Source organism: Streptomyces rapamycinicus NRRL 5491 (assembly GCF_024298965.1).
Taxonomy (GTDB): Bacteria; Actinomycetota; Actinomycetes; order Streptomycetales; family Streptomycetaceae; genus Streptomyces; species Streptomyces rapamycinicus.
The window spans coordinates 10,375,393-10,393,489 of the sequence record NZ_CP085193.1 but is presented as its reverse complement, the minus strand read 5'-3'; the positions used below and the strand labels follow the sequence as shown (position 1 = coordinate 10,393,489).

The following is an 18,097-nucleotide window of genomic DNA, read 5'->3' as shown; positions in this document are numbered from 1 at the left end:
CAGACCCCTCAGCCCATCCGCGGCCAGCCGTGTCAGGAGCGTGACGGCATGACCAGCGTCCGAGGCTATTTCCCGCCCAAGACCGCCACCGGCGCCGCGTCCCTCATCCCCGCCCCGCCGTGGCACTACTCCGGCGATCTGCTCACCGTCGAGTACCGCACCGACCCCGCGCGGGTGCGCGAACTCCTGCCGGAGCCGCTGGAGCCCGCCGAGGAGGATCCGGGGGCGGTCGCGCTGATCTGGGCCGACTGGCAGTCCTGCGCGGCCGGTGGGCGGGAGCTGCTGGATCCGGTGCTCTCCCAGTACAAGGAGGCATTCGCGGTCGTCCGCTGCGCGTACCGGGGCCGGACGTACTCCCGCTGTGTCTACATCTGGGTCGACAAGGACTTCGCGATCGCCCGCGGGGTGCAGCAGGGCTATCCGAAGAAGCTCGGCTCCATCCACCAGACCCGCCCCCATCCGTACGGGCCCGCCCCGCGCGTCGAGCCCGGGGCCCGGTTCGGCGCGACGCTCGCCGCGGCCGACCGGCGCCTGGCCCAGGCCGTGGTGACCCTGCGCGGGCCCTCCGGGACCGGTGGCTTCGTCAACGGCCATCCGATGGCCCACCACCGCTGGCTGCCGTCGATCGAGAACGGCGGGGGCCTCGCCCTCGACGAGCTGATCGAGTCCGGCGCCGCCTCCTTCGAGGGCGGTCAGCCGTGGGTCGGCGACGCCGAGCTGGAGCTGTTCGACTCCCCCACCGAGGAACTGGCCCGGCTGGAGGTCCGCGAGCCGATCGCCGCGTACTACCGCCAGGTCGGTGTGGTCTGGGACGGCGGCCGGCTGCTGGAGTCGGGCACCCCGGGGGCGCGGTAGCGGCACCGGGTGGAACGGGGCCGACGGCGGCCACCGCCCGGGCCCGCGCCCCCGTCTGCGACGATCTCCGCGTGGACTACCCGAACGACCAGGCCCCCGGCGCCCCCGTCCGCTCCGGCATCCCGGAACACGGCCGGGTGCCCAAGTACTACGCCGTCAAGGCGCATATCGCCCTGCTCGTCGACGAGTTGGGCGAGGGCGCGCCCATCCCCACCGAGCGCGACCTCTCCGAGCGGTTCGACGTCGCGCGGGAGACGGTCCGGCAGGCGCTGCGCGAGCTGGTGCTGGAGGGGAGGCTGCGGCGGCAGGGCCGTGGGACGGTGGTGGCGGGGCCCAAGCTGGAGCAGCCGCTGTCGCTGGCCAGCTATACGGAGGGCGTACGGCGCCAGGGGCGCGCCCCCGGCCGTTCGCTCGTCACCCTGGACCGCTTCCCCTGCCCCGACGCGCTCGCCGCCGAGACCGGTCTGACGCGGGGCGAGCCCGTCTGGCACCTGGAGCGGGTGCTGCTCGCGGACGACGAGCGGGTCGGGCTGGAGAGCACGTACGTGGCCGAGGCGCGGGTGCCCGATCTGGACACCGCCTTCGATCCGGACTCGTCCTTCTACGCCCATCTCGCCGAGCGGGGCATCGCCTTCGGCGACGCCGACGAGCGGATCGAGACCGTGCTCGCCACGCCGCGCGAGGCCCTGCTCATCGGCACCCCGCCGGCTCTTCCGATGCTGCTCATCCACCGTGTCTCGCGCGACACCGGGGGCCGTCCGCTGGAGCGGGTGCGGGCGCTGTACCGGGGTGACCGGTTCTCGTTCACGACCCATCTGCGCGGCTGAAAAATCCCCTTTTACCCCTCTTGTGCTATCACAAAAAGATAACGGGTCTAGCCCAAACGCGATGCTCGGTTCACGCTTTGGGGGTCAGCCGGATGCCTCCGGTCCCCCAGTGAGATGGAGCCTGACGGACGTGAGAGTGATAGTCGTCGGAGCCGGTGTGGTGGGCACCATGCACGCCTGGCACGCGGTGGAACGCGGCCATGAGGTCGTACAGATCGAGCGCGAGGCGGAGGCTCGCGGCGCCTCGCTCCGCAATTTCGGCCAGATCTGGGTGAGCGGCCGGGCGGGCGGCGAGGAGCTGGCCACCGCGCTGCGGGCCCGGGAGCTGTGGGAGGACATCGGCGGCCGGATTCCGGCGCTGGGCTTCCGCCCGAACGGTTCCCTGACCCCGGTCCGCGGCGCGCTGGAGCTGGCGGTGGCCGAGGCCGCCGTGGCCCGCGCGGACGCCGCCGTGCGTGGCCACAAGCTGCTGACCCCGGACGAGGCCCGGGCCCTCAACCCCGCCCTGCGCGGGGAGTTCGACGCCGCCCTGTACTGCGAGCGGGACGCGGCCGTAGAGCCGCGCACCGCCCAGGTCGCCCTGCGCGCCGAGCTGCGGAAGTCCCCCCGGTACACCTTCCTGCCCGGCCGCGAGGTCCGGGAGGTGACCGGCGAGCGGGCCGTCCGCGACGACCACGGCGAGGTGCACACCGGTGACGCCGTCGTGCTGTGCACCGGCGCCTGGCTGGGCGGTCTGGTGCGCGAGCTGGCCGGTCCTGACCTGCCCGTACGGTGCGTCCGGCTGCAGATGATGCAGACCGACCCGCTCGGCGAGCCGCTGCCCACCTCGGTCGCCGACTCCGACAGCTTCCGCTACTACCCGGCGTACGCCTCCCCCGCCCTGGACGAGCTGAACGGGCGGCGGCCGCAGGCCGGTACGGCCGCCGAGCACCGCATGCAGCTGCTGATGGTGCAGCGCGCCGACGGCGGACTGACCATCGGCGACACCCACGAGTACGAGCACCCCTTCGCCTTCGACACCCTCGAGGACCCCTACGACCACCTCACCGGGGTCGTGGAGTCCCTCCTCGGCCGTCCGCTGCCGAAGGTCCGGCGCCGCTGGGCCGGGGTGTACGCGCAGTGCACCGACAGCGGCCGGGTCGTGCACCGCCAGCGGGTGCGCGACGCCGTCTGGCTGGTCACCGGGCCCGGCGGGCGCGGTATGACCTGCTCGCCCGCGATAGCCGAAACCACCGCGAACGAATTGGGCTGGTGACACCCATGACCATCCCCGCCCCCATCCCCGAGATCCGCCTGGTGGCCCTCGACATGGCCGGTACCACCGTCGCCGACGGCGGCCTGGTCGAGCGCGCCTTCGACGCCGCCGCCGGTGAGCTGGGCGTCGAGCCCGGCACCCCCGACCACGCCGAGAAGCTGGCCTATGTGCGCGCCACCATGGGCGAGTCCAAGATCTCCGTCTTCCGCCGTCTGTTCGGCGCCGAGGATCTGGCCCAGCGCGCCAACGCCGCCTTCGAGCGGGCGTACGGCGAACTCGTCGACGGCGGTCTGATCGCCCCCGTCCCCGGCGCCCGCGAGGCCGTCGAGGAACTCGCCGCCGACGGCCGCACCGCCGTGCTCACCACCGGCTTCGCCCGTGTCACCCAGGACGCCATCCTGGACGCGCTCGGCTGGCGCGGCCTGGTGCCGCTCACCCTGTGCCCCGCCGACGCGGGCGGGCGCGGGCGGCCGTACCCGGACATGGTGCTGGAGGCGTTCCTGCGGACCAGGGCCGCCGAGCATGTGGGCCAGGTGGCCGTCGTCGGCGACACCTCCTACGACATGCTCAGCGGCGTAAGGGCCGGGGCGGGGCTGGTCGCCGGGGTGCGCACCGGAGCCCACGGTGACGAGGCGTTCCGTGCGGCCGGGGCTACCCATGTACTGGACTCGGTGGCCGGCCTTCCCGCCCTGCTGCGCGGAGCCGGCTGATGGGCATCCGCTCCGACGCGGCCACCGGCGGCCGAGCCCACGCTCAGGCGGGACGGATCACATATGTGGCGCCCGCGTTCGCGGTGAAGGCCGTGACCTCCGGCTCCGGCCGGGTGGTGGCGACGGGCACGTCCCCGGAGGTCACCCGCACGGCCTTCGCCGTACGCAGCCGTGTCGGCCCTCCGGCCCGTGCCCTCAGCCGCGCCTCGCTCAGCGCACCGCCGCGCCAGCCGACGTCCACCTCGAAACCGCCCCGCGCCAGCAGGCCCCGAACGCTGCCGTCCGGCAGGTTCGGCGGGAGGGCGGGCAGCAGGTGCAGTTCGTCGTGCTGGCTCTGGAGCAGCCATTCGGTCACTCCGGCGCAGGCGCCGAAGTTGCCGTCGATCTGGAACGGCGGATGCAGGTCGAAGAGGTTGGGGGCGGTGCGCTCGGGGGTCAGCAGATCGGTGAGCAGCTTGTAGGAGCGGTCCCCCTCCTGGAGCCGCGCCCAGAAGTTGATCTTCCAGGCGAGCGACCAGCCGGTCCCCGCGTCACCGCGCTGGACGAGGGTGGTGCGCGCGGCGGCGAAGAGGTCCGGGGTGCGCGTCCGGCTGATCTGGTTGCTCGGATGCAGCCCGTACAGATGGGAGACATGGCGGTGCTGCTGCTCGGGGGCGCCCGCGTCCCAGTCCTGCTGCCACTCCTGGAGCTGGCCGCGCGCGCCGACCTTCATGGGGGCGAGCCGTCCGCGCGCGGTGAGCACCTGGTCCCGGAAGGCGGCGTCGGTGCCGAGGAGGTCGGCGGCCGAGGCCACCGCGCCGAACAGGTCGCGCAGCAGTTGCGTGTCCATCGTCGGCCCGGCGCACAGCGAGCCGCCGCCCCCGCCGTGGTGGGCGTTCTCCGGGGAGACGGAGGGGCAGGTGACCAGCGCGCCCGTGGTCGGATCGGTGACCAGCGCGTCGAGGAAGAACTGGGCGGCGCCCTTGAGGACGGGGTAGCGCGTCCGCAGTTTCGCCGTGTCGCGGGTGTAGCGGTAGTGCTCCCAGATGGCCATGGACAGCCAGGCGCCGCCCATCGGCCACATGCCCCAGAAGGCGCCGTCCACGGGGGCGGTGCCGCGCCAGGCGTCGGTGTTGTGGTGGGTGACCCAGCCGTCCGCGCCGTACTGGGTGCGCGCCGTCGACCGCCCGGCCACGGCCAGCTCGTCGAGCAGCGCGAAGACCGGATCCCAGCACTCCAGGAGGTTGGCGGGGGCGGCCGGCCAGTAGTTCATCTCCGTATTGATGTTGATGGTGTACTTCGAGCCCCAGGGCGGGCTCGTCAGGTCGTTCCAGATGCCCTGGAGATTGGCCGGCTGGGTGCCGGGGCGGGACGCGGCGATGAGCAGATAGCGGCCGTACTGGAAGTGCAGCTCGACCAGTTGCGGATCGCCGCCGGAGGCGAAGCGGGCGACCCGCTCGTCGGTGGGCAGGGCCGCCGCGTCGCTGGTGCCCACGTCCAGCGCGGTACGGCGGAACAGCGCGCGGTGGTCCTCGACATGGCGGCCGCGCAGTTGTCCGTACGGGCGGTTCGCCGCCGGGTTGAGGTCCCCCGCCGCCCGGCCCGCCGCGTCGCCTTGGGCGTTCTCCCAGTTCACATAGGTGGTGCCGATGGCCACCAGGACGGTGGCCGCGTCGGCGCCCCGGACGGTGACGGTTCCGCCCGCGCTGGTGGTGGTGCCGCCCTCGGCGAGTACCCGCACCAGCGCGCGGAATCCCACCGCGCCGTCCACGCCGCCCGTGGCGTCGCCGGTCCCGTCGAGCGCGGCGGTGAGCGGGTCTGGCGAGGACAGGGAGGTGTGCAGCGGGCTGTCGAACGTGGCGCCGAAGGACAGGGCACCCTTCTTCGAGGCGGACAGCCGGACGACGACGACACGGTCGGGAGCGCTGGCGAACGCCTCGCGGGTGTACGTCACACCGTCGCGGGTGTAGGTGGTGGTGGCGACCGCCGAGTCCAGGTCCAGCTCCCGCCGGTAGCCGGACACCGTGCCGCCCGTCGGCAGCTTCAGGAGCAGGTTGCCGACGGTCTGGTACTGGGCCTGGCCACCGGGCACACCGAGGAAGTCGGAGTTGATCAGCGTCTCGGCCTCCGGCCACTCGCCGTCGAAGACGAGCTGCCGGATCCGGGGCAGGGCGGCGAGACCCTTGTGGTTGTCGTATTCGTGCGGCCCGCCCGCCCAGACGGTGTCCGCGTTGAGCTGCAGCCGCTCGGTCTCGGTGCCCCCGAACACCATCGCGCCGAGCCGCCCGTTGCCCAGCGGCAGGGCGCTCAGCCAGTCGGCGGCGGGCGCGCGGTACCACAGCGCCAGCGGCCGGTCCGCCGCCCGGTGGCCGCCGTGCCGCGCGGCGTGGGCGGACCCGGCGGGCAGGCCGGTGGCGGCGAGGCCCGTGGTGGTCGTGGCGGCGAGGGCCATGAACTGGCGGCGCGGGACGTCGGGGGTCACTTGGCCACGCCCATGGCGTAGGTGATGCCGCCGAGGAGGTGCTGCCGGAAGGCGGGCTCGGCGTAGGACTCCTTGGTGTGGCCGAGGCCGGTGTAGAAGGCCCGGCCGCCCTTGTACGCCTGGTACCAGCTGATGGGGTGATCGCCGTTCATGGTGCCGCCGCTGTACGAGGACTCGTCCAGCGCGGCGAGCACGCGCACGGTGGCCGTACCGCGGGGGTTGGTGCGGTAGTTGTACCACTCGTCGGTGCGCACCCAGGTGTTTCCGAGGTGGGCCGTCGCCGGGTGGGCGTGGTCCTCGACCTTCACCGTGGCCCGCTGGATCGCCGGGTGGGACTGGAACCACGCCCCGCACAGGCCGCCGTAGAACGGCCAGTCGTACTCGGTGTCGGCGGCGGCGTGCACCCCCGCGTAGCCGCCGCCCGCCGCGATATAGCCCTCGAAGGCCGTCTGCCGGCCGCCGTCGAGGACGTCGCCGGTCGTGGACAGGAAGACCACGGCGGCGTAGCGGGCGAGGTTGCCGGGGGTGAAGGCGGCGGCGTCCTCGGTGGCGTCGACGGCGAACCCGGCCTGGGTGCCCAGTTGCCGGATGGCGGCGATGCCGTCGGGGATGGAGTCGTGACGGAAGCCCGCCGTCTTGGAGAACACCAGTACCCGGCCCGCCTTCGGCCGCCTGCGGACGGGCGCGGCCCACGCGGGCGCGTTCGCCGCGGTGATCAGGACGGCGCCGGCCACGGCCTTCATCACGGAGCGGCGCGGGGCGGGGCCGGGGACGGGCAGGTCGGGACGTTTCCTGTGCACGGGGAACCTCCGGGGAGAAGTGTGATTCTCAATGGGGGTTGGGCACAGCGCGCGCCGTCGCGCCTGGGGCGCCGCACGGATGCGAGCCTCGGGTGAGGCCGCGTCCGTTGGGCGTAAGGGGACCGTACCGAGTCGGCCCCACTTTGCAAAGCCCGTTGACAAAACCCTGTGCCCGGTCATGTCGAACCTGGCGAAGTCCCCGGCCGCGCCGCTCCGGGGCGTCACCGGCCGGGGTGTTCAGCGACGGCGCGTAGTAGAGGTAGATGAAGCGGTTGGTGCTGAAGCCCGGGTCGACCCCGACACCCTGCAGCCCCTCCTCGTCATGGCTGTACACCGGAAGGGTGGCGGCCACCTTGGTGGTGCCCGCGGCGTCGGTCAGCCGCAGGGTGCCGTCGCGCGAGGTGTGCAGCACCGAGCGGTCGGGCAACACGGCCAGTGACATCGGCTCACCCGTCTCGGCCACCCCCTTGGCGAGGGGGACCTGCTGGAACACGGGGGCGGCGGCCTTCCGGCCGGGGTCGGGCACCGCGTCCGCCGCCGGTGAGGTGAGCGTCAGAGCGGTTCCGGTGAGCAGCGTTCCGGCCAACAGCGCGAGGGATCTGCGCAGTCTCAGGCGTTTCCGGTGCACGGAAGTCCTCCGTATGCGGTGGGGGATACTCGCGGACGTGCTGAGCACAGGCGCGCGCCGCCGCGCCGCGGTACGGGCCTTCGGCAGGGTGGAGGGGACCCTTGTTCCCGTACTCGACACCGCCCTAGCCGTGGCCCGCCGACGCGGACAGCTCGCCCACGAGGGGCACGGGCTCGGGACGGGAACATGTGGTGCCGACCGGCAGCGAGGTCCGCTCCCGGGCGGCGTCGAGCAGGGTGAGCATGACGTCCAGGACATGCCGGGCGAGCTCGGCGGAGGCCCGGTGCGGACGGCCCGCGCCGAGTGCCCGCGCCATGTCGGCCAGGCCGTAGCCCCGGGCGGAGCCCGCGTATCCGGCCGACGGCGCCAGCGGCTCCCAGGCACCACCGCGCCAGAGCTCCACCGGGCCGTCGAAGGTGTTGGGGTCCGGCACCGACAGCGAGCCCTCACTGCCGTGCACTTCGATGCGCGGCAGCCGGGCCGCGTGCACGTCGAAGCTCATCAGCAGTGTGGTGAGCGCGCCGCCTCGATGTTCCAGGACGCCCGTGACATGGGTGTCCACCTCGACCGCGAAGCGCTCGCCCGCGCGCGGCCCGCTGCCGACGCTCCGCTGGGCGCGCGGCCGGGAGGCCGCTCCGGTGACCCGGACCACCGGGCCCAGCAGGTGCACCAGGGCGGACAGGTAGTACGGGCCCATGTCCAGCAGCGGCCCGCCGCCGGGCCGGTAGTAGAACTCCGGGTCCGGATGCCACGCCTCGTGCCCGGCGGTGGTCATGAAGGCGGTGGCCGCGACCGGTGTGCCGATGAGCCCGTCGTCCACGGCCCTGCGCGCGGTCTGGGTGCCGGGGCCGAGCACGGTGTCCGGTGCGCAGCCGACCCGCAGCCCGGCCCGCTCGGCAGCGCCCAGGATGGCGTCGGCCTCCTCGCGGGTACCGGCCAGCGGCTTCTCGCCGTACACATGCCGGCCCGCGGCGAGCGCGGCCAGCGCCACCTCGGCGTGCGCCGCCGGGATGGTCAGGTTGAGTACGGCGTCGACGTCCTCGCGTGCCATCAGCTCATCGGCCGACGCGGCGACGGCCACGCCCCCGGTGCCCTCGGCCACGTCGTCAGCGCTCTTGGCGGCGCCGTCAGCGCCCTCGGCGGCGGCCTCCGCGTTCTTGGCGGCGGCCTCGGCGGTTCTGGCCGCGGCCTCGGCGCGGGCCCGGTCGAGGTCGGTCACGGCGGTAAGCCGCAGTCCCGGCAGACGTGGCAGCGTGTCCAGATAGGCCCGGCTGATCTTGCCCGCCCCGACCAGCCCAATCCTCAGCGGCTCGTCCACAGTGGCCCCCTCCCGGTCAGCGCCCGTGTCCGGGGCGCCCATCCGCTCGTCGCGTTCGGTGTCACGGCCTCTGCACGCTCCCGTCGGTGCTGGCGCGGCCGAGGCCGTACAGCCCGGGGTCGTTGGTCTCGACCCGCGCGATGAGGTACGGGCAGCCCTGAGGCGCCGTCAGAAAGGTGCGTACGGCGGTGATGCGGAGCTTGTCGCCGCGTTCCGCCACCCAGGGGGCCTGGGCCGGCGGGAGGTGCGGCTCACGGGGTGCGGACATACGCTCCCATTCCCATAGCCGAATGGCGATCGTCCATTCGAACGTAAAGAGGGTTCAGGAGCGGTGTCAATGGCCGTACCGGGATATGGCCGGACCCGGGCCCCCGGCGGGGCCCGGAGGCTCAGTGCTCCCCGAGGCGCTTCAGCAGGGTGCGCAACGAGTGGGCCGCCTCGGTGACATGGGCGGCGATCTCGCTCAGCCGGGCGTCGTCCATGCGGCTGCGCGGCGCCGAGCAGCTGATCGCGTCGCCGCCGCCGTGCCCGGTGCCGAGCGGGACCGCCACACAGCGGATGTCCACCGAGCTCTCGCCCTCGTCCGCCGCCCAGCCGCGCTTGCGGGCGTCGGCGAGCTGGGCGAGCAGCTCGTCCGGGTCGGTGACGGTGCTCGGGGTGAGCGCCGGGAGCGGCCAGTTGAGGCGGCGCTGGACCTCCGCCGCGTCGTACTGGGACAGGATCGCCTTGCCCAGCGCGGTGGCGTGCGCGGGCAGCCGGCGGCCGACCGCCGAGTACATCCGCAGGGCGTGCCGGGATTCGCGCTTGGCCAGGTAGACGACGTCCGTGTGGTCCAGCCGCCCGAGGTGGACGGCCTCGCCCGTCTCCTCGGCCAGCAGGTCGAGCACGGGCCCCGCGATCCCGGCGAGGTCGTCGCTCTCCAGATAGGCGGTGCCGGTCAGCAGCGCCTTGAGGCCGAGGCTGTACCGCGTTCCGGACGGGTCGGTCTCCACCCAGCGGCGGGACTCCATGGTGCGCAGCACCGCGTGCAGGCTGCTCTTGGGCACGGACAGGGTGCTCGCCATGTCGGCGAGCGAGAGCCGGGCGCCCTCGGCACCCAGGAGTTCGAGCACTTCCAGGACGCGCGCCGCGGACTTGACGTCCTCGTGACGCCGGACCCGCGCTGCTCCCGACACCGATTCCACGCCAGCCTCCGCTCCCCGGCCCGGCGCCCCGCCGGCCCCGGTCCCCGACAACTTCCGTAGCTCGTCTTGACGCTATATCACGGCAAGCCTATGTTCCGTTACTCCAACACCATTCGGTCTTCTGAACACTTCGCACCAGGCGGGGGCTCGTATGCAGACCAGTTGTCCCCTTTCCTCCCCCTCGGGGCGTTCCTCCGGGGACGGGCTCGTCGGGGCGGTGAAGGGATGACACACGTCCTGGTGACCGGCGCCGCGGGCCATATCGGCCGCCATGTGGTGGACGACCTGCCGCGGCACGGGTACCGCGTGACCGCGACCGACCGGAAACCCCTCGGCGACCCGCGCCCGGAGCGCGGTCTGACCAGGGATCTGCGCGACCGTGAGCTGGTGCGGGAGGCGCTGCGCGGGGTGGAGGCGCTGGTCCATCTCGCGGCGATCCCGCACCCCGACCCCGAGGACCCGGCGGGCCGGTTCACCGCCAACTGCCACACCGCGTATCTGGCGCTGGACGAGGCCGGGCGCGCCGGGGTGCGCCGTATCATGGCCGCCTCCAGCATCGGGGCGCTGGGGCTCGCCTGGTCGGCCCACCCGCGCTCACCCGGCCGCGTACCGGTCGACGAATCACACGCCACGCTCGCCGAGGACCCGTACGGGCTCTCCAAGCTGGTCCCGGAGCCGGTGGCCGAGGGCACCCACCGGCGCTGGGGCACCGACACCGTCTGTCTGCGCTTTCCCTTCACCGGCACCGGCGCACGGCTGACCCGCCAACTGGCCGCCGTGCACGCGGAGCCCGGCCGCCACGCGAGCGATCTGTGGGGGCGGCCGGACACCCGCGACGCCGCCGCGGACGTGCGCGCCGCCGACGCCGTCACCGAGGACCCCCGCCGACGAGGGTTCCGAGGTGCTCCTCCGCCACGGAAGGAACATGAGATGGCACAGAGCCCCGGCACCACGCGCCGGACCTTTCTGACCCGCACGGCCGCGGGCGCCCTGGGCGCCGGGGCCCTCGCCACGGCGGGCGGCCGGGCGGCGGCCACCGCCCCCGATTCACCGGCGGCCCGGCTCGCTCCCTCGCCGGACGTGCACATCTTCTACTACCCCTGGTACGGCAGCCCCGAGGTCAGCGGCTCCTGGCGCCACTGGCCGCAGGGCGGCCTCACCCCGCCCGACCGGATCGGCTCCGACTTCTATCCGGTGGCCGGTGCGTACGACTCGGGCGACCGCGCCGTGGTCGACCGCCACCTGGGATGGCTGGCCCAGGCCCGCACCGGTGTGCTCGTGACCAGCTGGTGGGGGCGGGGCGGTTACGAGGACCAGCGGGTGCAGCCGCTCCTGGACGCGGCGGCCGCGCGCGGGCTCGAGGTGGCCTGGCACATCGAGCCGTACGCCGGCCGCACCGCGCGGTCCGTCGTGGACGACATCGGCTATCTCATCCAGCGGTACGGCGGCCATCCGGCCTTCCACCGGGACGCGGCACACGGCAGCCGCGGCGCGTACTACGTCTTCGAGTCCCTGCGGATCGCCGACTGGACCCCGCTGGACCAGGTGGCCGACCGGGCGATCGTGCTGGCCCAGACCACGGATGTGTCGAAGGTGGCGCACTTCGGCGGCATGTACACCTACGACGCCATCGCCGCGGGCGACGATCCGCAGTGGGGCGGCCCGGCCGCGTATTGCCGTGACCACGGCATGGTCTGGGCGCCGTCCATCGGCCCCGGCTACATCGACGACCGCGCCGTGCCCGGCAACACCACGCCCACCCTGGAGCGCGCGGACGGCGCCACCTACGACCTGGAGTGGAACACCGCCCTCTCCCAGGCCAACGGGGGCCCGCCCACCTGGGTCTCGATCACCTCGTTCAACGAATGGCACGAGGGCAGCCAGATCGAGCCCGCCACCGCCACCCCGCCCACCGCGCTGAGCTACCGGACCTACAGCGGGGCCTACGGGCGGACCGGCCGCGCGGCCGAGACGGCCTATCTCGACCGCACCGCGTACTGGGTGGGCCGGTTCGAGGCCGCCGTCCGCCGCCGCTGAGGGCGCCGCCCGCCGGGCGGACGTACCGGGGGTGGGTGTGCGGCACCGCCAGGTCCTTTGCATAGGCTGGGGTCCTGTCAGGACAACGGCGGTAACGGGGGACACAATGCGGAAAGAGGCGGTTCGGTACCTGCACTGCCCGTACTGTTCCGGCGCCATGACGATGACAGACGGCGTGCTGCGGTGCGCGCAGGGGCACAGCTTCGACGTGGCGAAGCAGGGGTATGTCAATCTGCTGCGCGGCGCCGCCAAGTTCAGCGCGGACACCGCCGCCATGGTGGCCGCCCGCGCGGACTTCCTGGCCGCCGGCCACTACGCGCCGATCGCCGGGGCACTCGCCGCTCTGGCGCGCGAGACGGCGCCCGAGGCCACGGGCGGGGACCTCGGCTGTGTCGTGGACATCGGCGGCGGAACGGGCTACCACCTTGCCCGGGTGATGTCGGAGTTCCCGGACTCCGAGGGAATCCTGCTCGACATCTCCAAGTTCGCCGCCCGCCGGGCCGCGCGGGCGCACCCCCGGATCAGCGCGGTGGTGGCCGACGCCTGGGACGGGCTGCCGCTCGCCGACGGGGCCGCGTCGGTGGTCCTCAATGTCTTCGCACCGCGCAATCCGGCCGAACTGCGGCGGATTCTGCGCCCCGGGGGTGTGCTGCTGGTGGTCACACCCCGGCCCGATCATCTACGGGAACTGGTGGCGGCGCTGGGGCTGCTGCGGGTGGGCGAGCAGAAGGACGAGCGCCTGGCGGACCGGCTCTCGGCGCACTTCACCGAGGTGGCCCGGGAGCGGTCGCGGAGCACCATGACACTGGACCACAAGGCCCTGCCGCAGCTGGTGGGGATGGGCCCCAACGCCTGGCATCAGCAGAGCGAGCGGCTGGAGGAGCGCGTCGCACGGCTGCCCGAGCCCTGCGATGTGACGCTGTCCGTCACGCTCACCGCGTACCGCCCGCTGGTCTGACACCCGGCCACCACCGGGCTCCGCCAGGGGCCATCACGTCCAGACGGTGTATCCGCCGTCCACGCGGATCGCCTCGATACCGCTGATGTACCGGGCGCCGCAGCGGTCCTGGGGCAGGACGAGCTGGGGGCCCGCGCGGTCGAGCGGGGTGTCGTCGATGGTGACCGCGAGCAGCACGGGGGCCGACCAGGACGTCGTGCAGGAACGGCCCGGTGAAGCGGTGGTGCTGGACATCGGACCGGCGGCCGTACTGGCAGCTGCGAGGGAGTCACTCACGGCCTACCGCCTCCTGGAGGAGCGTTACCCGAACACCCATCCCGGGCGAACGCACATGCCATGTCGATAGGCCAAAGATCGCGCACACGCGAGAGAGAAGGCCGCACTTCCCTCGCATCTGCGGCATGGCGGAATTCGGCTCACCGGTGGTCCGGGTGACGACCGCACCGCAGGCGCCGGAGCCGCCGGGGCCGAGGTGCCCTCGACCAGAGTCGTATCACCGCCCCGCCCGTGGTCGAAGGCGATGCGAGCCGCCGGGCTGATGTGCCCGCCGGGCCGCACGGACAGACTCGTTCACGAGCCGAGACAGTCGACCACCGCCCGCGCGGCGGATCCCAGCAAGCAGCGGGAGCAGAGGCATGTTGAAGGAGTGGCGGCATCGTCGGGCCGTGCAGCGGGTCAAGCCCGGGGATGGGCGAGCACTGAAGCGTTTCCGCTGGTGGCAGTCGCTTTCCCGGGCACTGTTCCATCTGAGGCTGATGGACGGCGACAGCGGGCAGACAGTCTACTCCGTCGACGTCAGGCATCAGCAGCACTCGTCCTCGTCCGGCAGGGTCGTAGCCCACCTGTACCTCGACGGCAGGCATCACGCCGAGTCCACAGTGCCTGCCGTCTTCCCCGTCCAGGGCGGCACCGTCGAGGTAAGGGCGAGCACCGTCGGGCTCAAGCGCTGCCACTACGTCACCGCCGAGGGGGCCGAGTTCCAGCTCGTCCCGGACCCCGCCTCCGCCGAGGGGCGCCGGGCGCGCCTCGACCGATCGCACCCCGCGCTGAGCCGTTGTATGGGTTTCCTCTCGGGGACCGTGCTCGTCGTCGGCGTGGTCCTCCTGGCCCTTCAGCTCGCCGAACAGATCACCCGGGATCCGGAGGGCGTCGCCCAGTACGCCGGGACTCTCACCTCGCCCATTGACCTCTCGGGATGGGCCAACACCGTGGTCGGGCTCTGCACTGTGGCGGCCAGCACCGAGCGGGCGCTACGGCTGCGCTACAACTGGCTGCTCGACGGCGCGGCGGGCTGATCCCGGGCAGGCACCGCTGGTCGGCGCCGCGGAGATCCATCAGAAGCCCCCTAGTCCAACACCCCGGCGCACTTGTCCATGGGCGGCCGCCCCGCCGCCGTCCCAAGGTGGAGCACTGTTCCCACCAGCGAGGGAGGAGCCGCGCGTTGACCCATACAGAGGAGGGCCGGCCGGAGGGGTGGCGGCCCGGCCGCAGAGCGGTCGTGGTCACCACCACACTGGCCGGAATCGGAACGGCCATCGGCGCGGGCGGTGGTACCGCGCACGCCCGTGACACCGCGTCCGCCCGCGCCACCGAGCGCACCGAGCGCACCTTGCGGTCGAAGCGGCTGGAGGTCCGGGTGGACCCGGAGTTCCCGCGCATCGTCGCGTACACCGACCGCGAGAGCGGCGCGGCCTGGTCGGCACCGAACTGCCGGTGGCCGCCATCGCCCGCCGCGTCGGCTACGACGACCCCGCCTACTTCAGCAGGCTGTTCGCCCGCCGCGTGGGCACCGCACCGGTCCGCTTCCGCGAACAGCAGTGCCGCTCGGTCCCCGGCGGTTTCACCAACCGCGTCCCCGACCCGGCCCGCCCGCCGACCATCCCGCCCTGCGCCCCGGCGGACGACGCGCGGCTCGGCGGCGGATGATGTGACAGCGGGTGACGTGTTACCCCATTGGGGGGACGTTGGGCCGCGATCCGCCCGACAAAGGGGCACCATGCATGCGAAGCCGGTCATTTCCGGCCGCTCATCCCCAGCAAGGAGTTCCCATGCGTATGCGGACCGCCCTGTCCACGCTCGCTCTCACCGCCGCGTCCCTCGCCGTCGGCGCGACCGGTGCCGTCGCGGAGGACACTCCCGATGTCACCGTCAACAACACCAGCAGCACGACCTTCCCCGGCGTATGCGCCAGCAACCAGTTCTCCTTCGTCACCGTCCCGGTCAACCTGGTGGGCGAGTCGGACTCCGGAGCGTGCTGACCCCCTGCTCCACGCGCCCGTGAGGAGCGGAACCCCCGGCCGACACGGCCGGGGGTTTCCCATGCCGTAGGCTGGCCGGTGCAGCTGGTTCGCCCCGTCCGCCAGGCGGGAGGCGTCGCAAGAGGGAACCCGGTGGAAATCCGGGACTGCCCCGCAGCGGTGAGCGGGAACGACCGCCGTCATACGCACTGGGTCCGGTGAGAAGGACCTGGGAAGCGACGGCCAGTAGGTGTCCTCCTGAGGAGGACGCGCCCGTGAGTCCGAAGACCTGCCATCTGCCCGCGTACGGACCACCCGTGCGCGGACATCCCGGTGACCTCGAGGGCGGGTCGGCGAACAGGTACCAGGTGGACGACCGCGCGCCTGCCGCGCGAGGTCGTGGCGTCCGGTCCGTCACCCTTCGCGCTCTCCTCCCGTCGCCGGGACCTCAGGGATTCATCTCGCGAAGGAGATCTCCGTGACCACCAAGTCCGCAGCCGCGGCGGCACGGGCCACCGTGTACGGCTACCCCCGCCAGGGCCCGAACCGGGAACTGAAGAAGGCGATCGAGGGCTACTGGAAGGGCCGCGTCACCGGCGACGCGCTGAGGGCCACCGCCGCCGAACTGCGCCGCGCCAACTGGCGGCAACTGGCCGGGGCGGGCATCGACGAGGTCCCCACCGGCGACTTCTCGTACTACGACCATGTGCTGGACACCACCGTCATGGTCGGCGCCATCCCCGGCCGCCACCGGGACGCGGTCGCCGCCGACCCGCTCGACGGGTACTTCGCGATGGCGCGGGGCACCCAGGACGTGGCGCCGCTGGAAATGACCAAGTGGTTCGACACCAACTACCACTATCTGGTCCCCGAACTCGGTCCGGACACGGTGTTCGCGGCCGACTCCGCCAAGCAGGTCGCGGAGCTCAAGGAGGCCATCGCCCTCGGGCTGACCGCGCGACCGGTCCTCGTCGGCCCCGTCACGTACCTCCTGCTCGCCAAGCCCGCGCCCGGCGCGCCCGCCGGCTTCGAGCCGCTCACCCTGCTGGACCGGCTGCTTCCGGTGTACGCCGAGGTCATGGCCGACCTGCGGGCGGCCGGTGCCGAATGGGTGCAGCTCGACGAGCCCGCCCTGGTCCAGGACCGCACCCCCGCCGAGCGACACGCGGCCGGGCGCGCCTACCGCGACCTGGGCGCCCTCACCGACCGCCCGAAGCTGCTGGTCGCCTCGTACTTCGACCGTCTCGGCGAGGCGCTGCCGGTGCTGGCCAAGGCCCCGGTCGAGGGGCTGGCGCTGGACTTCACGGAGGCCGCCGCGGCGAACCTGGACGCGCTGGCCGCCGTCGGCGGGCTGCCCCGCAAGCGGCTGGTCGCCGGTGTCGTCAACGGCCGCAACATCTGGGTCAACGACCTGGAGAAGTCCCTGGCCACGCTCGGCACCCTGCTGGGCCTGGCGGACCGGGTCGACGTGGCCGCCTCCTGCTCGCTGCTGCACGTCCCGCTCGACGCGACGGCCGAGCGGGACGTCGAACCGCAGATCCTGCGCTGGCTGGCCTTCGCCCGGCAGAAGACCGCGGAGATCGTCACCCTCGCCAGGGGCCTGGCCCGCGGCACCGGCGCGATCACCGCCGAACTGGCCGCGAACCGGGCCGACCTCGCCTCCCGCGCGGGCTCCCCCATCACCCGCGACCCGGCCGTCCGCGCCCGCGCCGCCGTGGTCACCGAGGCCGACGCCCACCGCTCCCAGCCGTACGCCGAGCGCACTGCGGCCCAGCGCGCCCACCTCCGGCTGCCGCTGCTGCCGACCACCACCATCGGCTCCTTCCCGCAGACCGGCGAACTCCGCACCGCCCGCGCCGACCTGCGCGGGGGCCGGATCGACACGGCCGGGTACGAGGAGCGCGTCAGGGCCGAGATCCAGGAGGTGGTCTCCTTCCAGGAGAAGACCGGCCTGGATGTGCTGGTGCACGGCGAGGCCGAGCGCAACGACATGGTCCAGTACTTCGCCGAGCAGCTCACCGGCTATCTGGCCACCCAGCACGGCTGGGTCCAGTCCTACGGCACCCGTTACGTCCGCCCGCCGATCCTGGCCGGTGACATCTCGCGCCCCGAGCCGATGACGGTGCGCTGGACGGCGTACGCCCAGTCCCTCACCGACCGCCCGGTCAAGGGCATGCTCACCGGCCCGGTGACGATGCTGGCCTGGTCCTTCGTCCGCGACGACCAGCCCCGCGGCGACACCGCACGCCAGATCGCCCTCGCCCTGCGCGACGAGGTGAACGACCTGGAGGCGGCCGGGACCTCGGTCATCCAGGTGGACGAGCCCGCGCTGCGCGAGACCCTGCCCCTGCGCACCGCCGACCGGCCCGCCTATCTGGCCTGGGCGACCGAGTCCTTCCGGCTCACCACGGGCGGCGTACGCCCCGACACCCAGATCCACACCCATATGTGCTACGCCGAGTTCGGCGACATCGTCCAGGCGATCGACGACCTCGACGCCGATGTCATCAGCCTGGAGGCCGCCCGCTCCCATATGCAGGTGGCCCGCGAGCTCGCCGCCCACGGCTATCCGCGCGAGGCCGGGCCCGGGGTGTACGACATCCACTCCCCGCGGGTGCCCGGCGCCCAGGAGGCGGCCGAACTGCTGCGGACGGGTCTGAGGGCCATCCCCGCCGAGCGGCTGTGGGTCAACCCCGACTGCGGTCTGAAGACCCGCGGCTGGCCGGAGACCCGCGCCTCACTGGAGAACCTGGTCACCGCGGCCCGTACGGTCCGCGGTGAGCTGCCCGCGTCCTGACCCGGACGACCGGCCGGGGCGCCACGCGCC

The 18,097-nt window shown here is 73.3% G+C and carries 14 protein-coding genes, 3 pseudogenes and 1 riboswitch; of the genes and pseudogenes, 10 read left to right on the top strand and 7 right to left on the bottom strand.

Annotated features, from left to right (window positions below):
- The first annotated feature begins 48 nt into the window (after positions 1–48).
- From LIV37_RS43145 to LIV37_RS43130, 4 genes are all read left to right on the top strand, one after another.
- Positions 49–855 carry an acetoacetate decarboxylase family protein gene (locus tag LIV37_RS43145; RefSeq protein WP_020873372.1) on the top strand — a complete coding sequence of 269 codons (807 nt, stop codon included), beginning with the start codon at positions 49–51 and terminating at the stop codon, positions 853–855.
- 71 nt (positions 856–926) lie between these two features.
- Positions 927–1,682, top strand: a complete 756-nt coding sequence (locus tag LIV37_RS43140) for a GntR family transcriptional regulator (protein WP_020873371.1) — start codon at positions 927–929, stop codon at positions 1,680–1,682.
- Positions 1,683–1,812: 130 nt separating this feature from the next.
- Positions 1,813–2,937, top strand: a complete 1,125-nt coding sequence (locus LIV37_RS43135) for a TIGR03364 family FAD-dependent oxidoreductase (protein ID WP_121823836.1) — start codon at positions 1,813–1,815, stop codon at positions 2,935–2,937.
- Between the two features lie 5 nt (positions 2,938–2,942).
- On the top strand, positions 2,943–3,647 hold the full coding sequence (locus LIV37_RS43130; RefSeq protein ID WP_020873369.1) for an HAD family hydrolase: 705 nt from the start codon (positions 2,943–2,945) through the stop codon (positions 3,645–3,647).
- A gap of 43 nt (positions 3,648–3,690) precedes the next feature.
- Here LIV37_RS43130 and LIV37_RS43125 read toward each other — a convergent pair whose 3' ends face one another.
- The 6 genes and pseudogenes from LIV37_RS43125 to LIV37_RS43100 form a co-directional block, all read right to left on the bottom strand.
- On the bottom strand, positions 3,691–6,078 hold the full coding sequence (locus LIV37_RS43125) for a glycoside hydrolase family 95 protein (protein ID WP_214664393.1): 2,388 nt from the start codon (positions 6,076–6,078) through the stop codon (positions 3,691–3,693).
- 29 nt (positions 6,079–6,107) lie between these two features.
- Positions 6,108–6,851, bottom strand: a pseudogene (locus tag LIV37_RS43120) (ThuA domain-containing protein); the annotation flags it as partial.
- A 237-nt stretch (positions 6,852–7,088) separates the two neighbouring features.
- Positions 7,089–7,536 (bottom strand): annotated as a pseudogene (locus tag LIV37_RS43115) (PQQ-dependent sugar dehydrogenase); the annotation flags it as partial.
- Between the two features lie 124 nt (positions 7,537–7,660).
- Positions 7,661–8,854, bottom strand: a complete 1,194-nt coding sequence (locus LIV37_RS43110; protein WP_121824940.1) for a Gfo/Idh/MocA family protein — start codon at positions 8,852–8,854, stop codon at positions 7,661–7,663.
- A gap of 61 nt (positions 8,855–8,915) precedes the next feature.
- Entirely contained in the window at positions 8,916–9,122 is a 207-nt protein-coding gene (locus LIV37_RS43105) for a hypothetical protein (RefSeq protein ID WP_020873365.1), read from the bottom strand.
- A 121-nt stretch (positions 9,123–9,243) separates the two neighbouring features.
- Entirely contained in the window at positions 9,244–10,038 is a 795-nt protein-coding gene (locus LIV37_RS43100) for an IclR family transcriptional regulator (protein ID WP_020873364.1), read from the bottom strand.
- A 225-nt stretch (positions 10,039–10,263) separates the two neighbouring features.
- Between LIV37_RS43100 and LIV37_RS43095 the strand changes: the two genes are divergently transcribed.
- Together LIV37_RS43095 and LIV37_RS43090 are read left to right on the top strand one after the other, a co-directional pair.
- On the top strand, positions 10,264–12,075 hold the full coding sequence (locus tag LIV37_RS43095; protein ID WP_020873363.1) for an NAD-dependent epimerase/dehydratase family protein: 1,812 nt from the start codon (positions 10,264–10,266) through the stop codon (positions 12,073–12,075).
- 106 nt (positions 12,076–12,181) lie between these two features.
- Positions 12,182–13,033, top strand: coding sequence for a putative RNA methyltransferase (locus tag LIV37_RS43090; protein WP_020873362.1), 852 nt, complete (start codon positions 12,182–12,184; stop codon positions 13,031–13,033).
- Between the two features lie 33 nt (positions 13,034–13,066).
- Here LIV37_RS43090 and LIV37_RS43085 read toward each other — a convergent pair whose 3' ends face one another.
- Entirely contained in the window at positions 13,067–13,309 is a 243-nt protein-coding gene (locus LIV37_RS43085; RefSeq protein WP_148717744.1) for a hypothetical protein, read from the bottom strand.
- Positions 13,310–13,668: 359 nt separating this feature from the next.
- Between LIV37_RS43085 and LIV37_RS43080 the strand changes: the two genes are divergently transcribed.
- The 4 genes and pseudogenes from LIV37_RS43080 (at position 13,669) to metE (ending at position 18,067) form a co-directional block, all read left to right on the top strand.
- Positions 13,669–14,328: a hypothetical protein gene (locus LIV37_RS43080; protein ID WP_020873360.1), complete on the top strand. Its 660-nt coding sequence runs from the start codon at positions 13,669–13,671 to the stop codon at positions 14,326–14,328.
- A 403-nt stretch (positions 14,329–14,731) separates the two neighbouring features.
- Positions 14,732–14,959: pseudogene (locus tag LIV37_RS43075) on the top strand (helix-turn-helix domain-containing protein); the annotation flags it as partial.
- 122 nt (positions 14,960–15,081) lie between these two features.
- A complete protein-coding gene (locus tag LIV37_RS43070) occupies positions 15,082–15,291 on the top strand; it encodes a hypothetical protein (RefSeq protein WP_121823837.1) in 210 nt (69 codons plus the stop codon).
- 68 nt (positions 15,292–15,359) lie between these two features.
- Positions 15,360–15,581, top strand: a riboswitch (cobalamin riboswitch).
- Positions 15,582–15,748: 167 nt separating this feature from the next.
- Entirely contained in the window at positions 15,749–18,067 is a 2,319-nt protein-coding gene (gene metE / locus LIV37_RS43065; RefSeq protein ID WP_020873357.1) for a 5-methyltetrahydropteroyltriglutamate--homocysteine S-methyltransferase, read from the top strand.
- The last annotated feature ends 30 nt before the right edge of the window (positions 18,068–18,097 follow it).